Consider the following 16,676-nt stretch of genomic DNA (forward strand, 5'->3'; position numbering starts at 1 on the left):
ACGATCTGAAGATCAAGGTGAAGCGCGAAGTCACCGTCGCCGCCGCTCCGGTCCAATACGCCGCCGCTCCGGCTCCGGTCGCCGCTCCGGCTGCCGCCCCTGCCGCTGCTGCTCCGGCCGCTGCCGCCGCTCCGGCTGCCCGTTCGGGTGAGGAAGTGAAGTCGCCGATGGTCGGCACCGCCTATCTGCAACCGGCTCCGGGTGCCGCGCCGTTCGTTTCGGCTGGTGCCAAGGTCAAGAAGGGCCAGACCCTGCTGATCATCGAAGCCATGAAGACCATGAACCCGATCACCGCTCCGCGTGACGGCGTGGTGGCTGAAATCCTCGTCGGCGACGCACAGCCGGTCGAGTTCGGTGAAGCTCTGGTCGTTCTGGAAGCCTGAGCCTGACCATGTTCACCAAGGTCCTCATCGCCAACCGCGGCGAAATCGCCCTTCGGGTGCATCGCGCCTGTAAGGAAATGGGCATCTCGACGGTGGCCATCCACTCGGAAGCCGACCGCGGTGCCATGTGGGTGCGTCTGGCCGACGAGAGCGTCTGCATCGGTCCGGCTCCGGCGGCCAAGTCGTATCTGAACATCCCGCAGATCATCGCCGCCGCCGAAATCACCGGCGCGCAGGCGATCCACCCGGGTTACGGCTTCCTGTCGGAAAACGCCCGCTTCGCCGAGATCATCGAAGCCCACGGCATGACCTTCATCGGTCCCAAGCCGGAACACATCCGTGTCATGGGTGACAAGATCACCGCCAAACAGACCGTCAAGGACGCCGGCATTCCCGTCGTTCCGGGTTCGGATGGCGAGGTCGAGACCGTCGAACAGGCCATCGAAGCGTCCAAGACCATCGGCTTCCCGCTGATCGTCAAGGCTGCCGCTGGCGGTGGCGGTCGCGGCATGAAGGTCGCCATGACCGCCGACGATCTGGTCGAGGCCGTCCAGACCGCACAGTCCGAGGCGCTGGCCGCCTTCGGCAACGGTGCCGTCTATATGGAACGCTACCTCCAGAAGCCGCGCCACATCGAGATCCAGGTCATCGCCGACAGCCACGGTAACGTGGTCCACCTCGGCGAACGTGACTGCTCGCTGCAACGCCGCCACCAGAAGGTACTGGAAGAGGCCCCGTCGCCTGCCCTGTCGGCGGAAGGCCGTGCCAAGATCGGTGAAGTGGTCAACAAGGCCATTGCCGCCATCGGCTACCTCGGCGTCGGCACCATCGAGTTCCTGTGGGAAGATGGCGAGTTCTTCTTCATCGAGATGAACACCCGTCTGCAGGTCGAACACCCGGTCACCGAAATGATCACGGGCGTCGATCTGGTGCGCGAACAGATTCGTATCGCCGCCGGTCTGCCGCTGTCGTTCACGCAGGAAGACGTACAGTTCAAGGGCCACGCGATCGAAGTGCGTATCAACGCCGAGAACGCCGAAACCTTCACCCCGTCGCCGGGCACCGTGACCGATTTCCATGCTCCGGGCGGTCTGGGTGTGCGTCTGGATAGCGCGATCTTCTCGGGCTATTCGATCCCGCCCTACTACGACAGCCTGATCGGCAAGCTGATCGTGCATGGCCGCGACCGCGAGGAAGCTCTGGCCCGCCTCAAGCGCGCTCTGGGCGAGACGGTTGTCGGCGGCGTGGATACCACCATCCCGCTGTTCCAGAAGCTGTTGCAAGAGCCGGACATCCTGTCGGGCGACTACGACATCCACTGGCTGGAAAAATGGGCCGCTGCCCAAAAGGCGAAAGCCTGATTTGATCGAAGAGGACGACCCCGTTTTCAGCGCGACGGAGCGCGAGGTGTTTGACGCCGACGCCCTCCTTCGTTGCTATGCTAACGGGGTCTTTCCTATGGGCGAGGCGCGGGATGATCCCCGCGTCTTTCTCGTTGAGCCGGACCAGCGCGGCATCTTTCCGCTGGATAGCTTCCATATCCCTACCCGCCTCAGGCGCACGGTCCGTCAGGAACCGTTCGACATCCGCGTGAACACGGCCTTCCTTGCCGTTGTGGATGCCTGTGCCGCGCCCGCCAAGGGCCGCGAGGATACGTGGATCAACGCCCCCATCCGACGCCTCTATGCCGAGCTTCACGCGCGCGGCCATGCCCACAGCGTGGAATGCTGGCAGGACGAGGTGCTGGTCGGCGGGCTTTATGGCGTGACGCTGGGCAGCGCCTTTTTCGGCGAGAGCATGTTCAGCCGCCGCACCGACGCGTCAAAGGTGGCCTTGGTGCATCTGGTGGCACGCCTGAAGCGCGCGGGCTTCACCCTTCTGGATGCCCAGTTCATCACCGAGCACCTCAGCCAGTTCGGCGCGCAGGAAATTCCGCAACAGGCATACCTGCGCAAACTCGCTCCCGCCCTGCGGCGCGATGCCGATGTGGCGTCTCTGGTTGTACCGATGTCTGGAAAAGACGCCGTGGAGACGGCACTGGCCTAGAAGTCAGGCCCAGCCGCCTTTAATCGCTACTTACAGCCCACCACCCACGCGTCATAAACGGGGTGTTCCAGGCCGTTCAGGCTGGGCGAGGATGCGAACATCCAGCCTTTGAAAATCTGGCGTGCCTCGGTCGATGCACGTTCGGCACGAGGCTGGATACCCGCTTCGACATAGGCGATGGCATCCTCGGTCAGTTCGTTCGGACCCGTCACCTCGCAGGCGCGGACCTTGAAGATCAGGCTCTTGGCGAAACGGACCGGACGTCCGCCCACCTCGACCTCGAACTGCATGGTTTCGGCGGTGGTCTTGTCGATCGCCTGGATCAAGGCCACGCGATGACGACGGCGCACTGTCGGCTCGACGGTTTCGGCAGCCGGTGGAGCGCCCTCAACCGCCTCTTCCTCGACCAGTTCTTCTGCGGGCACTTCTTCCTGCGGGGTGGCCGCAACAGGATCGACGACCGTAATACCGGTCGATCCTGCGGGGATATCCTGAGCGGAAGGCTGTGCAGGCTGGGCAGGCGTCTGCGGCGGGGTCTGCTGCTGTTGCGCGGCCCGCAGGGCATCGCCCACCGGATCCTGGGATGCGGGGACTGCATCTTGCGGCACGTCCATCAGCGCGGCGGTTACGCCCGCACCGGACAAACCCACACCAACGGCAATCATGCCGCCCAGCAGCGCCCCGCGGAAACTCATTCCGGGGTCCAGGCCTGATAGTCGCCGGTCGCGGCCGGACGTTGGCCGATGGCAGCCAGCGAGCCTTGCGGGCGGCGGGCATACGGCGTGCCGGTCAGATTCGGCATGTGGTCCTTTTCAAAGGCCTTGCGCGGCAGTGGTTTTTCGCTGGGGGCTTCGTCATAGGTGTAGCGAAGCCAGCCCTGCCATTCCGGCGGAACCTTGGTGGCCTCGGCATAGCCGTTATAGATGACCCAGCGACGCTTGCGGCCATCGTAAGAGACGTTGTCGCGCGACTGATAGTAGCGGTTGCCGAACTCGTCCGTGCCGATCAGGCTGCCACGCTTGCCGATCGTGAACAGGGTGCCAATGGTTGCACCGTTCCACCAGGTGAAAATCTTGCTCAGCACGTTGTCGAACTCACTTCAATCGTACCGTCAGGAAGGAGTCCTGCGGGCGCGGGGATAATAGAAACCTAGAGCGGCCACGTCCAGCGATCCCGCAAAAACCTTTGGTCCAATATCTTGGGGGTAACTGCCCCGACTACCGCAATATATATTGAGCGAGCGTGAAACACCCCATTAGGCTGCAATATTGGTGCAGGCGTGGAGGTGATCCATGAGTGGCGCGTACGATTTTGCGAATGCCGTTATCCGTCAAAAACTGGAATCACGGCGTATCGAGAGGGCCTCGTCCGTCGCGCAAATCCTCGTGCCTGCCGACTGGACCGATGCCCGCACCGAGGCGTGGCTGGATTGGCTTGAACCACGATTGACGCCCGCCGCCGCGCGCCGTCTCGACACATCGGGAAACGTCTTCGAGGCCCTGCGGGAATGGGCCGACCCTCTTGTCGCCAAGGGGCGCGAACTGGGCCTGCTGGATGCCGCCGGTGCGGAACTTCTGGTCCACAGCCTGAAACTGGGTCTGGAGGCACCGTCCCTGCCTGCCGCCCCCCGCCCATATGAGATGCTGCAACTGGACGAGCCGGATGCCCCGGTACGGCTGGACGAGTTCCGCCGTCGCGCCAGAGGCGCCCGGCTGGCCTCGACCGCCCTGACCGCCATTGATGAAGCACTGGCCGCCGTACGCGACGCCGTCATCCGCTGCGAGGGCCCGCGCGAGGCCTGTACATCCCCGCACTCCAACCCGGCCCTTGGCCGTGCCGCCGCACTGGCCCGACGTTGCGGAGCGACCCACGCCGACATCGTGCGCGCCATCGATGGCGAGCCGCTGGGTGCCGTCGCCGATGCCGACGCACCGCGCCTTGTCGTAGAAGCCCAGCGCGACCTGCTGGCTGCGGGCGGTTCCCTGGCGCGCCAACTGGCCGAAGCCTCGGTAGAGGGCGATGTGACCATCGCCTTCGATCACGCCGAAGCCATCGCCCTGGCACAGAGCGATCTGGAAGCCCGCATCCAGTTGGACATAGAGGCCATCCATGCCCATGCCGACGATGATCTTCTGCCGGCCATCGCGGCAATCACCCGCGTCTGGACGCTGGCCAGCACCCTTGTCGATGCGCCGCGCCCGCGCATGGCCTTTGCACTCGGCGGCATCGCCGATACGGCGCTGCGCCTTGGAATGGACAGCCCCTCGGGTCTGGCCCGCTCGGTCACACTGGCCGTTCGTCAAGCCTATGAAGAGGCATCGTCCGCCGCCGCTGTCGTACTGGGTCACGCCGACGACCTGGAAACCTATCACGCGGGCCTGCGCCTGATGGTGCACGAGAGCGAAGCGGCCCTTCGTCTGGGCCTGTCGCCCTTTGCCCACCGCGATACCTATCAGACCGCTGACGGTGAAGAGGCCCTGCGCCTGCGCCCCGCGCTGGCCCGTGCGATTGCGGCCCAAGACGGCGATATCGAACAGGCGGAGCGCCACCTGTTCGGCATCCGCACCCTGGCGGGCGATACACCGATCAGCCACGAGAGCCTGCACGACCTCGGCTTTACCGAACTGGAGCTTGAGGGACTGGAACTGGCCCTGGCCCATGTCGAGCGTCTGGAAGATGCCTTTCGCAGTCCCGTGCTGGACAGCGGCTTCATCCATGACGTGCTGGGCATAGATGCCGACAATGGCCTGCCCTTGCTGCCCCAACTGGGTTTTGGGCCTGACGATATCGCCAAGACCCGTAAGGTTGTTCTGGGTCACGCCGATCTGACCGAATGGGCCGACGCTCCCGAGCCACTGCGCGGCTGGCTGTCGCTGAGTTCCGGAGACGTCGAAGACGAAATCATCGCCGCACTGGACACCAGCAGCGACACGCCCTCGCCGCTCGCGATCGATCTGGACTGGGATGAAACCCTGCTGGATGGCGCGCGTGCCATTTCACACGCGGCACGCGAAGGCGTGCGGGCCCTGACCCTGCGCCGGGCCGCCCCGCCCGCTGGCGACGGTTTCAGCCTCGACTTCGCAGACGAGCCCTCAGCCCGCGTATCGGCGCCTGCACCCAACGATGCGCCGCGCGTCATCGAGCGCGTGGTCGAACGTGACCGCACCCGCCGCAAACTTCCGGACCGCCGAAAGGGCTATATCCAGAAGGCCGCCGTGGCCGGACACAAGGTCTATATCCATACCGGCGAGTATGAAGACGGCGAGCTGGGCGAGATCTTCATCGACATGCACAAGGAAGGCGCCGCCTTCCGCAGCCTGATGAACAATTTCGCCATCGCCATCAGTATCGGCCTGCAATACGGCGTGCCGCTGGACGAGTTTGTCGATGCCTTCGTCTTCACCCGTTTCGAGCCTGCGGGCCGCGTGACGGGCAATGACTCCATCCGCTCGGCGACCTCGATCCTCGACTATATCTTCCGTGAACTGGGCGTGTCCTATCTGGGTCGCTCGGAACTGGCCAATGCGGCACCGGCAGGAGCCGACGGACTGGAGCCAGAGACCGGCACCGAAACCGTGCCTGCGGCACGTTTCATCTCCAAGGGCTTTGCCCGTGGCGCGGCCCCGGACAATCTGGTTGTCGTGCCGTTCGGCAAAAAGGCCAGCACGCCCGCGCCGACCGCATCGGTCGCCCCCGATGCGACGGCCTGTCCGGCATGTGGCGACTTTGCGCTCCAGAACCGTGGCGGCGGCTGGATTTGCGACAGTTGCGGGATTTCCCCCCAGATGCAGGGCTAAGGCACGCGACTTGCTGTCTTCCCTGCAAACGCAGCGATGAACACGAGTTCTGTGCCATGAGAATACGCCTGCCCATCGTCCTGACGGTCCTTGCCCTGGCGACAACGCCCGCAGTGGCCCAAAATCGCGCACAGATCGACAGCGTTCGAAACGGACAGTCCTGCCCGCGATGCAACCTGTTTCAGGCGGATTTGACACGTCTGGAGCGCAGCAATCTGAACCTGACCGGTGCGCGCCTCAGACAGGCCGACCTCAGCCTGACGGTACTCAACCGTGCACGGCTGGCCGGTGCGGACCTCAGGGATTTGAACGCTTTCGGTGCGGTCATGCAGGGGGCTGATTTTTCAGGTGCCGACCTGACCAACGCCAGCCTCGTGGGGGCCTCCCTCAGGAACGCTGACTGGACAGGCGCAAAGCTGGAGGGGGCCAATCTGTCCGGCTCCGATCTTCGCGGTGCGCGCGGCTTGTCTATGTCTCAGATAAGTCGTGCATGCGGTGACAGTTCGACACAACTTCCACAAGGTTTGAACATCTCATCTTGCTGATTGCGCCCCGACTGTTACGACGATTTAAGTAGGGTTTCAGTGCATTAAGGGGCATCTTGCAGCCTATGAAAAAGGCTTTGACAAGATTGCAGACAGCGACGGCAGCGATTTTCTTCGCCGCCAGCGTCGGTGCGTTTGCATCTCAGGCCGCAGCGGTGACGTTGCAACAGCGTGATGTCGCCCGCGTCATTTCTCTGGGTGGTACCTGCAATAATTGCGAACTGTCCGGTAGAGACCTGTCAGGTGCCACGATGGCGGGTGCCACTTTCCGCAATTCGACCCTCATCGGTGCGAATCTGCGCGGTGCCTCCCTTGTAGGGTCCAGTTTCAACGGTTCGAGCTTCCGCGATGCCGATATGCGCGGGGCCCAACTGGCCGGTTCCAACTTCACCGGGGCAGACATGAACCGCGCCAATCTGTCCGGTGCCTCGGCGCAGGGGTCGGGCTTTACACGCGCCAATATGAGCCGCGCCAACCTGTCCAACAGCGAAGTCAGCGGCTCAAACTTCACCAACGCCGTATTGGACCGCGTGAACGCCAACGACAGCATCATGTTCGGCGTCACCATGACACAGGTGTCCGCCTCCCGCGCCAGCTTCCGCGATGCCCAGATCACAGCCTCGAACCTGAGCGGTGCCGATTTCAGTCAGGCCGATTTCAGCGACGCCCGTCTGGACATGTCGCGCATGCGCGGAAGCAGCTTCCGTGGCGCGAACTTCCACAACGCCTCCCTGCGCCGTGCCGACATCCGTGGCGCTGATTTGTCCGGCGCACGTAATCTGACGCAGGCACAGATCAATCTGGCCTGCGGTGACCGCACCACTTCCCTACCCAGCGGCATCACCGTCCGCACCTGCTAGGCCGCGCTTATATCCAAATACGAAAAAGGGGCGATCCGACCGGACCGCCCCTTTTCATTTGTCAGTGACCGTCCGGCCCCGCCGCTCAAGCAGACTTGAGCGGCAGTTGGGTACGGATCGACAGTTCCTTCAGCTGACGCTCTTCGACCTCGGCCGGAGCGTTCATCAGCAGGTCCTGGCCCTGCTGGTTCAGCGGGAAGGCAATGACTTCGCGGATGGCGGTTTCGCCAGCCAGCAGCATGACGATACGGTCGATGCCCGGAGCCAGACCACCGTGCGGCGGTGCGCCGTAACGGAAGGCGGTCAGCATGCCACCGAACTGCTCTTCGACGACCGAAGCGTCGTACCCAGCGATCTCGAAGGCCTTGAGCATGATCTCGGCCTTGTGGTTACGGATCGCGCCCGAGCACAGCTCATAGCCGTTGCAGACGATGTCGTACTGGAAGGCGCGGATGGTGAGCGGGTCCTGGTTCTCCAGCGCTTCCAGACCACCTTGCGGCATCGAGAACGGGTTGTGCGAGAAGTCGACCTTCTTCTCGTCATCGTTCCACTCGAACATCGGGAAGTCGACGATCCAGCAGAATTTGAACTGGTTCTCGTCCACCAGCTTCAGCTCGGTACCGACGCGGGTACGGGCAAGGCCAGCGAACTTGGCGAACACAGCCGGATCACCGGCGGTGAAGAAGGCGGCGTCGCCCTTACCGAGGCCCAGCGAAGCCATCAGGGCTTCGGTCGGTTCCTGGCCGAGGTTCTTGGCGATCGGGCCGCCCCATGCACCTTGGTCGTCCGACCAGAAGATGTAGCCGAGGCCCGGCTGGCCTTCGCCCTGCGCCCACGAGTTCATGCGGTCGCAGAAGGCGCGCGAACCACCGGTCGGGGCAGGAATGGCCCAGACAGCGTTTTTGGCGTCAGCGCCGAGGATCTTGGCGAACAGACCGAAGCCGCCGTCACGGAAGTGTTCCGAGACGTCCTGCATCTTGATCGGGTTACGCAGGTCCGGCTTGTCCGAACCGTACCACTTCATCGACTGTTCGTAGGTCAGACGCTCGAAGCCCTTGTGCTCGATGGTCTGGCCGAAGTCGTTGGTGAAGCTGTGGGTCTGGTCGATTGGCGACACCGGCTTGCCTTCACCGAACTCGGTGAACAGGCCGTGCATCAGCGGCTCGATCGCCTGGAACACGTCGTCCTGCGTGACGAAGCTCATTTCCACGTCGAGCTGGTAGAATTCCAGCGAACGGTCGGCGCGCAGGTCTTCGTCACGGAAGCACGGTGCGATCTGGAAGTAGCGGTCGAAGCCCGACACCATCAGCAGCTGCTTGAACTGCTGCGGAGCCTGCGGCAGGGCGTAAAACTTGCCCGGGTGCATACGCGACGGCACAAGGAAGTCGCGGGCGCCTTCCGGCGACGAGGCCGTCAGGATCGGGGTCTGGTACTCAAGGAAGCCTTGGTTGACCATGCGCTGGCGGATCGAGTGGATCACCTTGGAGCGCAGCACGATGTTCTTGTGCAGGGTCTCGCGGCGCAGGTCGAGGAAGCGGTTCTTCAGGCGGATTTCTTCCGGATATTCCGGCTCGCCAAAGACCGGCAGCGGCAGCTCGGCAGCTTCCGACAGGATTTCGACGCCCTTGACGCGGACTTCGATCTCGCCGGTCGGCAGGTTGGCGTTGACGGTGCCTTCCTCGCGCAGAACGACTTCACCGTCGATCTTGATGACGCTTTCGGCGCGCAGGCGCTCGACGGCTTCAAAGCCCGGGGTTTCGGGGTGCAGGACCAGCTGGGTCAGGCCGTAGTGGTCGCGCAGGTCGATGAACAGCAGGCCACCGTGGTCACGCTTACGGTGAACCCAGCCCGACAGGCGGACGGAAGAACCAGCATCAGAGGCGCGGAGCGCGCCGCAGGTATGGGAGCGGTAGGCGTGCATATTGAATCGATCAGACAGGAGGCGCCGCGCGCGCGGCGGAAAATTGAAGGCGTAGGGCGCATTATTGCCCCCGAATGTCAAGTTTCGAGCGCCCACTATAGAGTGGCTGATGCCGTGTTTTTCGGTGTTGCCCGATTCCACGGGCAGCACTCGCCCAACACCGTCACGCCAGTTCTTCCCCATCCGACCACAGAGGCGGTGAATTTTCCCACAGGGCGTCGCCAGAACCGCCCACAGGGGAAGGTTTGATCCACAATTCCCGCCCTTCCGTCCACGGTCCCAACAGAGGGCACCCCCTTACGGCCCGATCACACCTTGGTATGAAAAGGTCATGTCCGCAGATCGCGCTCATATGGCCCAGATGCAGCTACGCCTCCCGCTAAAGCAGGAGACGTCGCGCCGTGCCTCGGATCTGGAAGTCTCGACTTCCAACGCCGTGGCCGCAGAGGCCCTTGAAGACTGGCCGTCAGAGCCGGGCTCCATCATGGCGCTGTACGGCCCTGCCGGCAGTGGCAAGAGCCATATGGCCGCCGCATGGGTCGAGCGCGTCGGGGCCATCGCCCTGCATGGCGAGGAAGCGGCATGGTGCGACCCGCTGGAACTGGAAGGCCGTCCGGTCCTGCTGGAAGAGGCCGAAGGGGCCGATGACGAGGCCCTGTTCCACCTGATCAACCTGACGCAGTCCGGTGGCGGTGCCCTTTTGATGGTGTCGCGCGATCCGCCCGCGTCGTGGATGGTACGCCTGCCCGATCTGAAGTCGCGCCTAAACTCTGTCCGCACCATTGCGGTCGAGGTACCCGATGACGTCATCCTCGCCGCCATGCTGAAACGTAGCTTTGCCGCCCGCAATATCGTGCCCGGCGATGGTGTGATCGAATATCTGGTGCGCCGTATCGACCGTTCGGCCCAGTCGGCGGAGATGATCGTGGACCGTCTGGACATGTACCACCGCCCCGTGACGCGCGTTTTGGCCCGTCAGGTTCTAGAAGGCGATTTTACCGCAGGACTTTCCTAAAGTTTTCAGTCCAAACGCGCTTGCAGACGTCACGCTCGCGAGCGACTAATCGGTTATGACCGATTTCACCCCCACCACGACCAAGGCCGGCGAGGACGTTCCCTCGTCCCGCGCTCCCCAGCTAGAGCTGGACCAAGAGCTTCTGGCCTCGCCCCAGCGGTTCATCAACCGCGAGCTTTCGTGGCTGGCCTTCAACGGTCGTGTGCTGGAAGAGGCGGCGAACGAAGCCCACCCCCTTCTGGAGCGGGTGCGATTCCTCTCGATCTCGGCCAACAACCTCGACGAATTCTTCATGACCCGTGTCGCGGGCCTGAAAGGACAGGTGCGCGAGCATGTGCGTGTGGTGTCGCCCGATGGCCTGACGCCCGCCGAACAGCTGGAAAAGGTCAACGCAGCCGCTGGCAGCTTGATGGCCGAACAGCAAAGGCAATGGCGTGTTCTGAGGCGCGAGATGGCGCATGCCGGCATCGAGATCGTCGATGCCGGAAAGATCACCAAGACCGAGCGCGAACGACTGGAACCTGAGTTCCTGAACCGCCTGTTCGCGGTTCTGACGCCGATGGCCATCGATCCGGCGCACCCCTTCCCCTTCCTGCCCAACCTCGGCTTCTCGCTGGCGCTGAAGCTGCGCCGCAACAGCGACCAGCGCGTGCTCTATGCGCTGGTGCCTGTGCCGACGCAGGTGCGCCGCTTCTGGGCCCTGCCGACCGATGGCCGCTCTACCCCCGGCAAGACGCGCTATGTGCCGCTGGAAGGTCTGCTGCTGACCTTCATCGACCACCTCTTCCCCGGCTGCGAGGTGCTGGAGAAGGGTCTGTTCCGCCTGATCCGCGATTCCGATATCGAAATCGAGGAAGAGGCCGAAGACCTGGTGATGGAGTTCGAAGAGGCGTTGAAACAGCGCCGGCTCGGCTCGGTCGTGCGCATCAAGATTCAGGCGGAAATGCCTGATGATCTAAGGGAATTTATTGTCGGCGAACTCAACGCCCAGCCTCAGGACGTGGTGATCGTTGATGGTATGCTGGGTCTGGCGCAACTGTCGGAACTGATCCCCGCGGGCCATCCCGAACTCAAGTTCAAGGGGTATGAGCCGCGCTATCCGGAGCGTGTGCGCGACAACGGCGGCGATGTCTTCGCCGCCATCCGCGAAAAGGACATGCTGATCCACCACCCGTTCGAAAGCTTCGATGTGGTGGTGCAGTTCCTGCGTCAGGCCGCGCGCGATCCAAACGTCATCGCCATCAAACAGACCCTGTACCGTACCTCCAAGGACAGTCCGATTGTCGCGGCCCTGATCGAGGCCGCCGAGGCGGGCAAGAACGTCACCGCCCTGATCGAACTCAAGGCCCGCTTTGACGAAGAGGCCAACCTGCGCTGGGCCCGCCAGATGGAACGGGCGGGCGTCCATGTCGTGTTCGGCTTCGTCGAATACAAGACACACGCCAAGCTCAGCGTCGTGGTCCGCCGCGAGGGCGAGGCCCTGCGGACCTACTGCCACTTCGGTACGGGCAACTATCATCCGGTTACGGCCAAGATTTACACCGACCTCAGCCTGTTCACCTGCGACCAGAGGTTGGGCCGCGATGCCACGCGGGTCTTCAACTACATCACCGGTTATGCCGCGCCTGACGAGTTGGAAGGCCTGGTCGTCTCGCCGCTGAACATGAAGTCCACCCTGCTGGAACTGATCGGCAAGGAGATGTCGGCAGCCGCAATGGGCAAACCCGCGGCCATCTGGGCCAAGATGAACTCGGTCGTGGACCCTGAAATCATCGACGCCCTTTACAGGGCCAGCCAGTGGGGCGTGCGGATCGAACTGGTGGTGCGCGGAATCTGCTGCCTGCGTCCGGGCGTGAAGGGCCTGTCTGAGAATATCCGGGTGAAGTCCATTGTCGGCCGCTTCCTTGAGCACAGCCGGATCGTGGCCTTCGCTAACGGTCATGACCTGCCGACCAACAAGGCCAGGCTGTTCATCTCGTCCGCCGACTGGATGCCGCGCAATCTGGAACGCCGTGTCGAGTTGATGACCCCGATCCTGAACCACACCGTCCACGATCAGGTTCTGGACCAGATCATGGTCGCCAACCTCAAGGACGACCTGCAATCGTGGACCCTGCAACCTGACGGCAGCTATGTCCGGGTCGTCTCCTCGGGCAGCGAGCGCCCGTTCTCGGCACACAAATACTTCATGACCAACCCCAGCCTGTCCGGCCGCGGCCGCAAGGTGAAGACCCTGCCCGCCACCCTGTCCTACAGCAACTCCCGCTCCAACAAGGCCGGCTGATGCCAGAAATCGAGTACCCTTCGCGCCAGATCGCCGTCATCGATATCGGCTCCAACTCGGTCCGCCTTGTGCTGTACCGGCTGGAGGGTCGGGCCGTCTGGACCATGTTCAACGAAAAGGTGCTGGCAGGTCTGGGGCGCGACATCGCCGTGACGGGCAAGCTGTACGGTCCGGGCGTGGACATGGCGATGGTCGCCCTGCGCCGCTTTTCGGCGGTGATCGAGGGCGTGCAACCCGATATGGTGTTGACCGCCGCCACCGCCGCCGTGCGCGAGGCCAGCGACGGCCCGGCCTTCTGCGAGCGCGTCTATGAGGAAACCGGCCTCGATATCCGTGTGCTTACCGGCGAGGAAGAAGCCCGCTATGCCGCGCTGGGTGTCCGTGCCGGTGATCCTACGGCGCGTGGGGTCGTGGGCGATCTTGGCGGTGCCAGTCTGGAGCTGAACCGTCTGGGTGCGACGGGACCGGGCATCACCCTGCCCTTGGGGCCCTTTGTTCTGGCGGGCAGCAAGGATTTCGACGCCAAGCGCGTGGAAAACCGCATCAACAAGGTGCTGGCCACGGTTACCGATGATTACCGCTCACGCACCTTCAATGCGGTCGGCGGCGCATGGCGTACCCTGGCCCAGATGCATATGGAGATGACCGACCATCCCCTGCGCATCGTCCACCAGTATGCGATGACAGCCGATGAGGCGCGCGAGCTGGCGGACCGTGTCATCGCCCAATCCCGCGCCAGTCTGGAAAAACACCCCGGCGTGTCCAAGCGTCGTGCGGAGACCCTTCCCTACGCCGCCCTCAACCTGAAATGCCTGATCGACCGTCTCGGCTTCGAGACGATCCATTTCTCGGCATGGGGTGTGCGCGAGGGCCTGTTGCATGCCGGTCTGGATGATCACGTGCGGGCCATTGATCCGCTTCTGGCCGGTTGCTCCGCATGGGGCGGTCGTCAGGGGGTGGACCCTGCCCTGCCGCGCGCGCTTGACGGCTGGCTTCAGCCCATAGCCTCCGCCCTGCCTGAAGCCTTTGACGAGGAGCGCGATGCGCTTTTGATGTCGTCGGTGTGCCGACTGGCCGATATCGGTGCCCGTCTGCACCCCGACCACCGGCCCGAACTGGTGTTCGATCAGGTTCTTTGGTCCCCCATCGCCGGTCAGAACCACGCCGAGCGCGCCTTCCTCGCCACCGCCATGTATGCCCGATATGGCGGAGCCAACACGGTACACAAGCCCGGCGTCGTAGATCGGTTGTTGCACCCCGCTGGCGTCAAACGCGCGCGCGCGCTGGGTCTGGCCATGCGGCTGGCCTGCGACCTGTCGGGACGCTCTCCGCAACTGCTGTCCAATGCCGCCATCTCCATCAGCAAGGGCACGCTGCGCGTCACCGCCGTCAAGGGCTATGGCTCCATGCTGCTGGGCAGCCAGACCCGCCGCCGCGCCAAGGCTCTGGCCGACGCGATGGGTTTGGAACTGGCGGAGTTCTAAAACCAAAAGGGACCGCAGCCAGTAACTACGGTCCCTTTTCATTGGCACTCGATAGAAGACGTTCAGTCTTCGATCTCGACGATCTCGACGCGCGATCCGTTCAGGACCAGGGCGATCTCGCCGCGCTTGAGCTTCAGCGCGTCCTCACCGAACATCTTGCGACGCCATCCCTTCATGGCTTCGATATCGGCATCGTCGTTCAGGGCGATCTTTTCGAGGTCCGACACGGTGGCGATCAGCTTGGAGGCCACGCCTTCGTTGTCGCTCTTGGCCTTCAGCAGCACCTTCAGCAGTTCAACCACCGACGGCGGGGCCGGTTGTTGGGCGCTGGGGCGTTCCAGCTTGGGCGCGTGGGCTTCCGGATCGGCCAGCACGCGCTTGAGTTCCGCAGCCAGTTCCAGCCCCATGCGCGAGGCACCGAAACCCTTGGGCACCGAACGCAGGCGGTTGAAGGCGTCCGGATCGGTCGGGGTCTGGACGGCGATTTCGTCGATCCCCTCGTCCTTGAGGATACGGCCGCGCGGCTGGTCGCGTTCCTGCGCGGTGCGTTCGCGCCAGACGGCGGTGGCCACAAAGGCCGCCAGATATTTGGCGTTGAACTTCTTGGGCTTCAGACGCTTCCACGCATTCTCGGGCGTGGTGTCATAAAGGGCCGGATCGACCAGAGCGTCCATCTCGCCCATCACCCAGTCCAGACGGCCATCCTTTTGCAGGCGGTCGCGCAGCTTGGGATAGAGGGCCGCGAGGTGCGTCACGTCACCCAGAGCATAGGTCAGCTGCGCTTCCGACAGCGGGCGGCGTGCCCAGTCGGTGAAACGGCTGCCCTTGTCCAGTTCCTGACGCAGCATCTGGCGAACCAGTGCCTCATAGGAAACCTGATCGCCGAAACCGGCGGCCATGGCGGCGACCTGGGTATCAAACATCGGACGCGGCATCGCACCCAGACGGTTGAAGATTTCGACGTCCTGACGGGCGGCGTGGAAAACCTTGAGAATCGATTCGTCGCGCAGGATGGCGAGGAACGGCTCCAGATCCAGACCCTCGGCGAGAGGGTCGATGATCGCGGCATCGGTCGGGGACGCAGCGGCCTGAATCAGGCACAGCTTCGGCCAATAGGTCGTTTCCCGCATGAATTCCGTATCAACGGTAATAAACGGGGCCTTGGCCAAACGCTCGCAGAAAGAAATCAGTGCGTCATTGGTGGTGATTGGCGTCATGTTGGTGCTATAGCGCCGCACGACAGCGTCGTGGCAAGAGGCTACGGCAATTTTTCGTCCCTGTTTTTGAGCCGTGACCGATGAGCGACACCTTCGAAGCCCCCAAAACCGGCCTGACTTACGCCTCTGCTGGCGTGGATATCGACGCTGGTGAACGCCTCGTCGATGCCATTAAACCGCTGGCGAAATCGACCCGCCGTCCGGGTGCCGAGGCATCGCTGGGCGGTTTCGGTGCCCTGTTCGACCTCAAGGCCGCGGGCTTCAACGATCCGCTGATCGTCTCGACCACCGATGGCGTCGGCACAAAGCTGAAGATCGCCATTGAAACGGGCATGCATGACGGCGTCGGCATCGATCTGGTGGCCATGTGCGTCAACGACCTGCTGGCGCAGGGTGCGGAACCGCTGATGTTCCTCGACTACTACGCCACCGGAAAACTGGACGTGGACGCCGCCAAGCGCGTCGTCGCCGGCATCGCCGAGGGCTGCCGCCAGTCGGGTTCGGCCCTTGTCGGTGGCGAGACCGCCGAAATGCCGGGCATGTACGAAGGCTCCGACTACGACCTCGCCGGCTTCTCGATCGGTGCGGTGGAGCGCGGTCAGGTCCTGCCCTACCTCGACCAGCAAAAGGCCGGTGACGTCATCATCGGCATCGGCTCGTCGGGTCCGCACTCGAATGGCTATTCGCTGGTCCGCAAGGTGGTCGAGAAGTCGGGTCTGGGCTGGAACGGTGCCGCGCCGTTCGCCGAGGGCAAGACGCTGGCCGAAGCCCTGATGGAGCCGACCCGCATCTATGTGAAGTCGGTCTTGCCGCTGATGAAGGCTGGTCTGGTCAAGGCCGGTGCCCACATCACGGGCGGTGGCCTGATCGAAAACCCGCCGCGCTGCATCGTCGAGGGCCTGAAGGCCGAGTTCGACTGGAACGCATGGGAAATGCCGCCGGTGTTCCAATGGCTGCAGCAAGTGGGCGAGATCGAAACCCGCGAAATGCACCGCACCTTCAACTGCGGCGTGGGCTTCATCCTGATCGCCTCGCCGGAGAACTCCGAGCCGATCCTCGCCGCCCTGCTGAACGCGGGCGAGGAAGCCTTTATCTGCGGGCAGCTGGTCGAAGCCTAAGGCTTC

General features: G+C 63.5%; 14 protein-coding genes. 10 read left to right on the forward strand and 4 right to left on the reverse strand.

What is annotated here, in order from left to right; translation table 11 throughout:
• From accB to aat, 3 genes are all read left to right on the forward strand, one after another.
• Positions 1 to 383, forward strand: a 383-nt coding sequence (gene accB, locus B3H86_RS11755) for an acetyl-CoA carboxylase biotin carboxyl carrier protein (protein ID WP_292054134.1), incomplete at its 5' end; no start/stop codon positions are given.
• Positions 384 to 391: 8 nt separating this feature from the next.
• A complete protein-coding gene (gene accC / locus B3H86_RS11760; RefSeq protein WP_292054136.1) occupies positions 392 to 1,744 on the forward strand; it encodes an acetyl-CoA carboxylase biotin carboxylase subunit in 1,353 nt (450 codons plus the stop codon).
• A 4-nt stretch (positions 1,745 to 1,748) separates the two neighbouring features.
• The gene (gene aat / locus B3H86_RS11765; protein WP_409450234.1) at positions 1,749 to 2,429 is read left to right on the forward strand and encodes a leucyl/phenylalanyl-tRNA--protein transferase; all 681 of its coding nucleotides are present in this window, start codon (positions 1,749 to 1,751) and stop codon (positions 2,427 to 2,429) included.
• A 26-nt stretch (positions 2,430 to 2,455) separates the two neighbouring features.
• Here aat and B3H86_RS11770 read toward each other — a convergent pair whose 3' ends face one another.
• Positions 2,456 to 3,124, reverse strand: a complete 669-nt coding sequence (locus B3H86_RS11770; RefSeq protein ID WP_292054138.1) for a DUF2155 domain-containing protein — start codon at positions 3,122 to 3,124, stop codon at positions 2,456 to 2,458.
• Complete coding sequence (locus B3H86_RS11775; RefSeq protein ID WP_292054140.1) at positions 3,121 to 3,513, reverse strand: NADH:ubiquinone oxidoreductase subunit NDUFA12; 393 nt, start codon at positions 3,511 to 3,513, stop codon at positions 3,121 to 3,123. Before B3H86_RS11775 ends, B3H86_RS11770 begins: the two co-directional genes overlap by 4 nt.
• A gap of 208 nt (positions 3,514 to 3,721) precedes the next feature.
• Between B3H86_RS11775 and B3H86_RS11780 the strand changes: the two genes are divergently transcribed.
• From B3H86_RS11780 to B3H86_RS11790, 3 genes are all read left to right on the forward strand, one after another.
• Positions 3,722 to 6,226: a TSCPD domain-containing protein gene (locus B3H86_RS11780; protein WP_292054143.1), complete on the forward strand. Its 2,505-nt coding sequence runs from the start codon at positions 3,722 to 3,724 to the stop codon at positions 6,224 to 6,226.
• Positions 6,227 to 6,282: 56 nt separating this feature from the next.
• The gene (locus B3H86_RS11785) at positions 6,283 to 6,771 is read left to right on the forward strand and encodes a pentapeptide repeat-containing protein (protein WP_292054144.1); all 489 of its coding nucleotides are present in this window, start codon (positions 6,283 to 6,285) and stop codon (positions 6,769 to 6,771) included.
• 86 nt (positions 6,772 to 6,857) lie between these two features.
• The gene (locus B3H86_RS11790) at positions 6,858 to 7,631 is read left to right on the forward strand and encodes a pentapeptide repeat-containing protein (protein ID WP_292054145.1); all 774 of its coding nucleotides are present in this window, start codon (positions 6,858 to 6,860) and stop codon (positions 7,629 to 7,631) included.
• 85 nt (positions 7,632 to 7,716) lie between these two features.
• On the opposite strand, the gene aspS is transcribed toward B3H86_RS11790, so the two are convergent.
• On the reverse strand, positions 7,717 to 9,552 hold the full coding sequence (aspS, locus tag B3H86_RS11795) for an aspartate--tRNA ligase (RefSeq protein ID WP_292054147.1): 1,836 nt from the start codon (positions 9,550 to 9,552) through the stop codon (positions 7,717 to 7,719).
• A 331-nt stretch (positions 9,553 to 9,883) separates the two neighbouring features.
• Here aspS and B3H86_RS11800 point away from each other — a divergent pair, with 331 nt between their 5' ends.
• From B3H86_RS11800 to B3H86_RS11810, 3 genes are read left to right on the forward strand one after another with little or no spacing between them, the layout of a single operon-like run.
• A complete protein-coding gene (locus B3H86_RS11800; RefSeq protein ID WP_292054157.1) occupies positions 9,884 to 10,567 on the forward strand; it encodes a DnaA/Hda family protein in 684 nt (227 codons plus the stop codon).
• A gap of 55 nt (positions 10,568 to 10,622) precedes the next feature.
• Positions 10,623 to 12,851, forward strand: coding sequence for an RNA degradosome polyphosphate kinase (locus tag B3H86_RS11805; protein WP_292054158.1), 2,229 nt, complete (start codon positions 10,623 to 10,625; stop codon positions 12,849 to 12,851).
• Positions 12,851 to 14,335 carry a Ppx/GppA phosphatase family protein gene (locus B3H86_RS11810; RefSeq protein ID WP_292054160.1) on the forward strand — a complete coding sequence of 495 codons (1,485 nt, stop codon included), beginning with the start codon at positions 12,851 to 12,853 and terminating at the stop codon, positions 14,333 to 14,335. Before B3H86_RS11805 ends, B3H86_RS11810 begins: the two co-directional genes overlap by 1 nt.
• A 62-nt stretch (positions 14,336 to 14,397) precedes the next feature.
• Here B3H86_RS11810 and rnd read toward each other — a convergent pair whose 3' ends face one another.
• Entirely contained in the window at positions 14,398 to 15,552 is a 1,155-nt protein-coding gene (gene rnd, locus B3H86_RS11815) for a ribonuclease D (RefSeq protein ID WP_292054162.1), read from the reverse strand.
• An 80-nt stretch (positions 15,553 to 15,632) separates the two neighbouring features.
• Between rnd and purM the strand changes: the two genes are divergently transcribed.
• On the forward strand, positions 15,633 to 16,670 hold the full coding sequence (purM, locus tag B3H86_RS11820) for a phosphoribosylformylglycinamidine cyclo-ligase (RefSeq protein WP_292054164.1): 1,038 nt from the start codon (positions 15,633 to 15,635) through the stop codon (positions 16,668 to 16,670).
• Positions 16,671 to 16,676 lie beyond the last annotated feature (6 nt).

It is taken from the genome of Brevundimonas sp. UBA5866, from assembly GCF_002432125.1.
In the GTDB taxonomy this organism is placed as follows: domain Bacteria; phylum Pseudomonadota; class Alphaproteobacteria; order Caulobacterales; family Caulobacteraceae; genus Brevundimonas.

Coding starts and splice junctions, on each gene's coding strand:
- accC (WP_292054136.1), top strand. CDS start 392: ATGTTCACCAAGGTCCTCATCGCCAACCGCGGCGAAATCGCCCTTCGG.
- B3H86_RS11770 (WP_292054138.1), bottom strand. CDS start 3,124: ATGAGTTTCCGCGGGGCGCTGCTGGGCGGCATGATTGCCGTTGGTGTG.
- B3H86_RS11780 (WP_292054143.1), top strand. CDS start 3,722: ATGAGTGGCGCGTACGATTTTGCGAATGCCGTTATCCGTCAAAAACTG.
- B3H86_RS11785 (WP_292054144.1), top strand. CDS start 6,283: ATGAGAATACGCCTGCCCATCGTCCTGACGGTCCTTGCCCTGGCGACA.
- aspS (WP_292054147.1), bottom strand. CDS start 9,552: ATGCACGCCTACCGCTCCCATACCTGCGGCGCGCTCCGCGCCTCTGAT.
- B3H86_RS11800 (WP_292054157.1), top strand. CDS start 9,884: ATGTCCGCAGATCGCGCTCATATGGCCCAGATGCAGCTACGCCTCCCG.
- B3H86_RS11805 (WP_292054158.1), top strand. CDS start 10,623: ATGACCGATTTCACCCCCACCACGACCAAGGCCGGCGAGGACGTTCCC.
- B3H86_RS11810 (WP_292054160.1), top strand. CDS start 12,851: ATGCCAGAAATCGAGTACCCTTCGCGCCAGATCGCCGTCATCGATATC.
- rnd (WP_292054162.1), bottom strand. CDS start 15,552: ATGACGCCAATCACCACCAATGACGCACTGATTTCTTTCTGCGAGCGT.
- purM (WP_292054164.1), top strand. CDS start 15,633: ATGAGCGACACCTTCGAAGCCCCCAAAACCGGCCTGACTTACGCCTCT.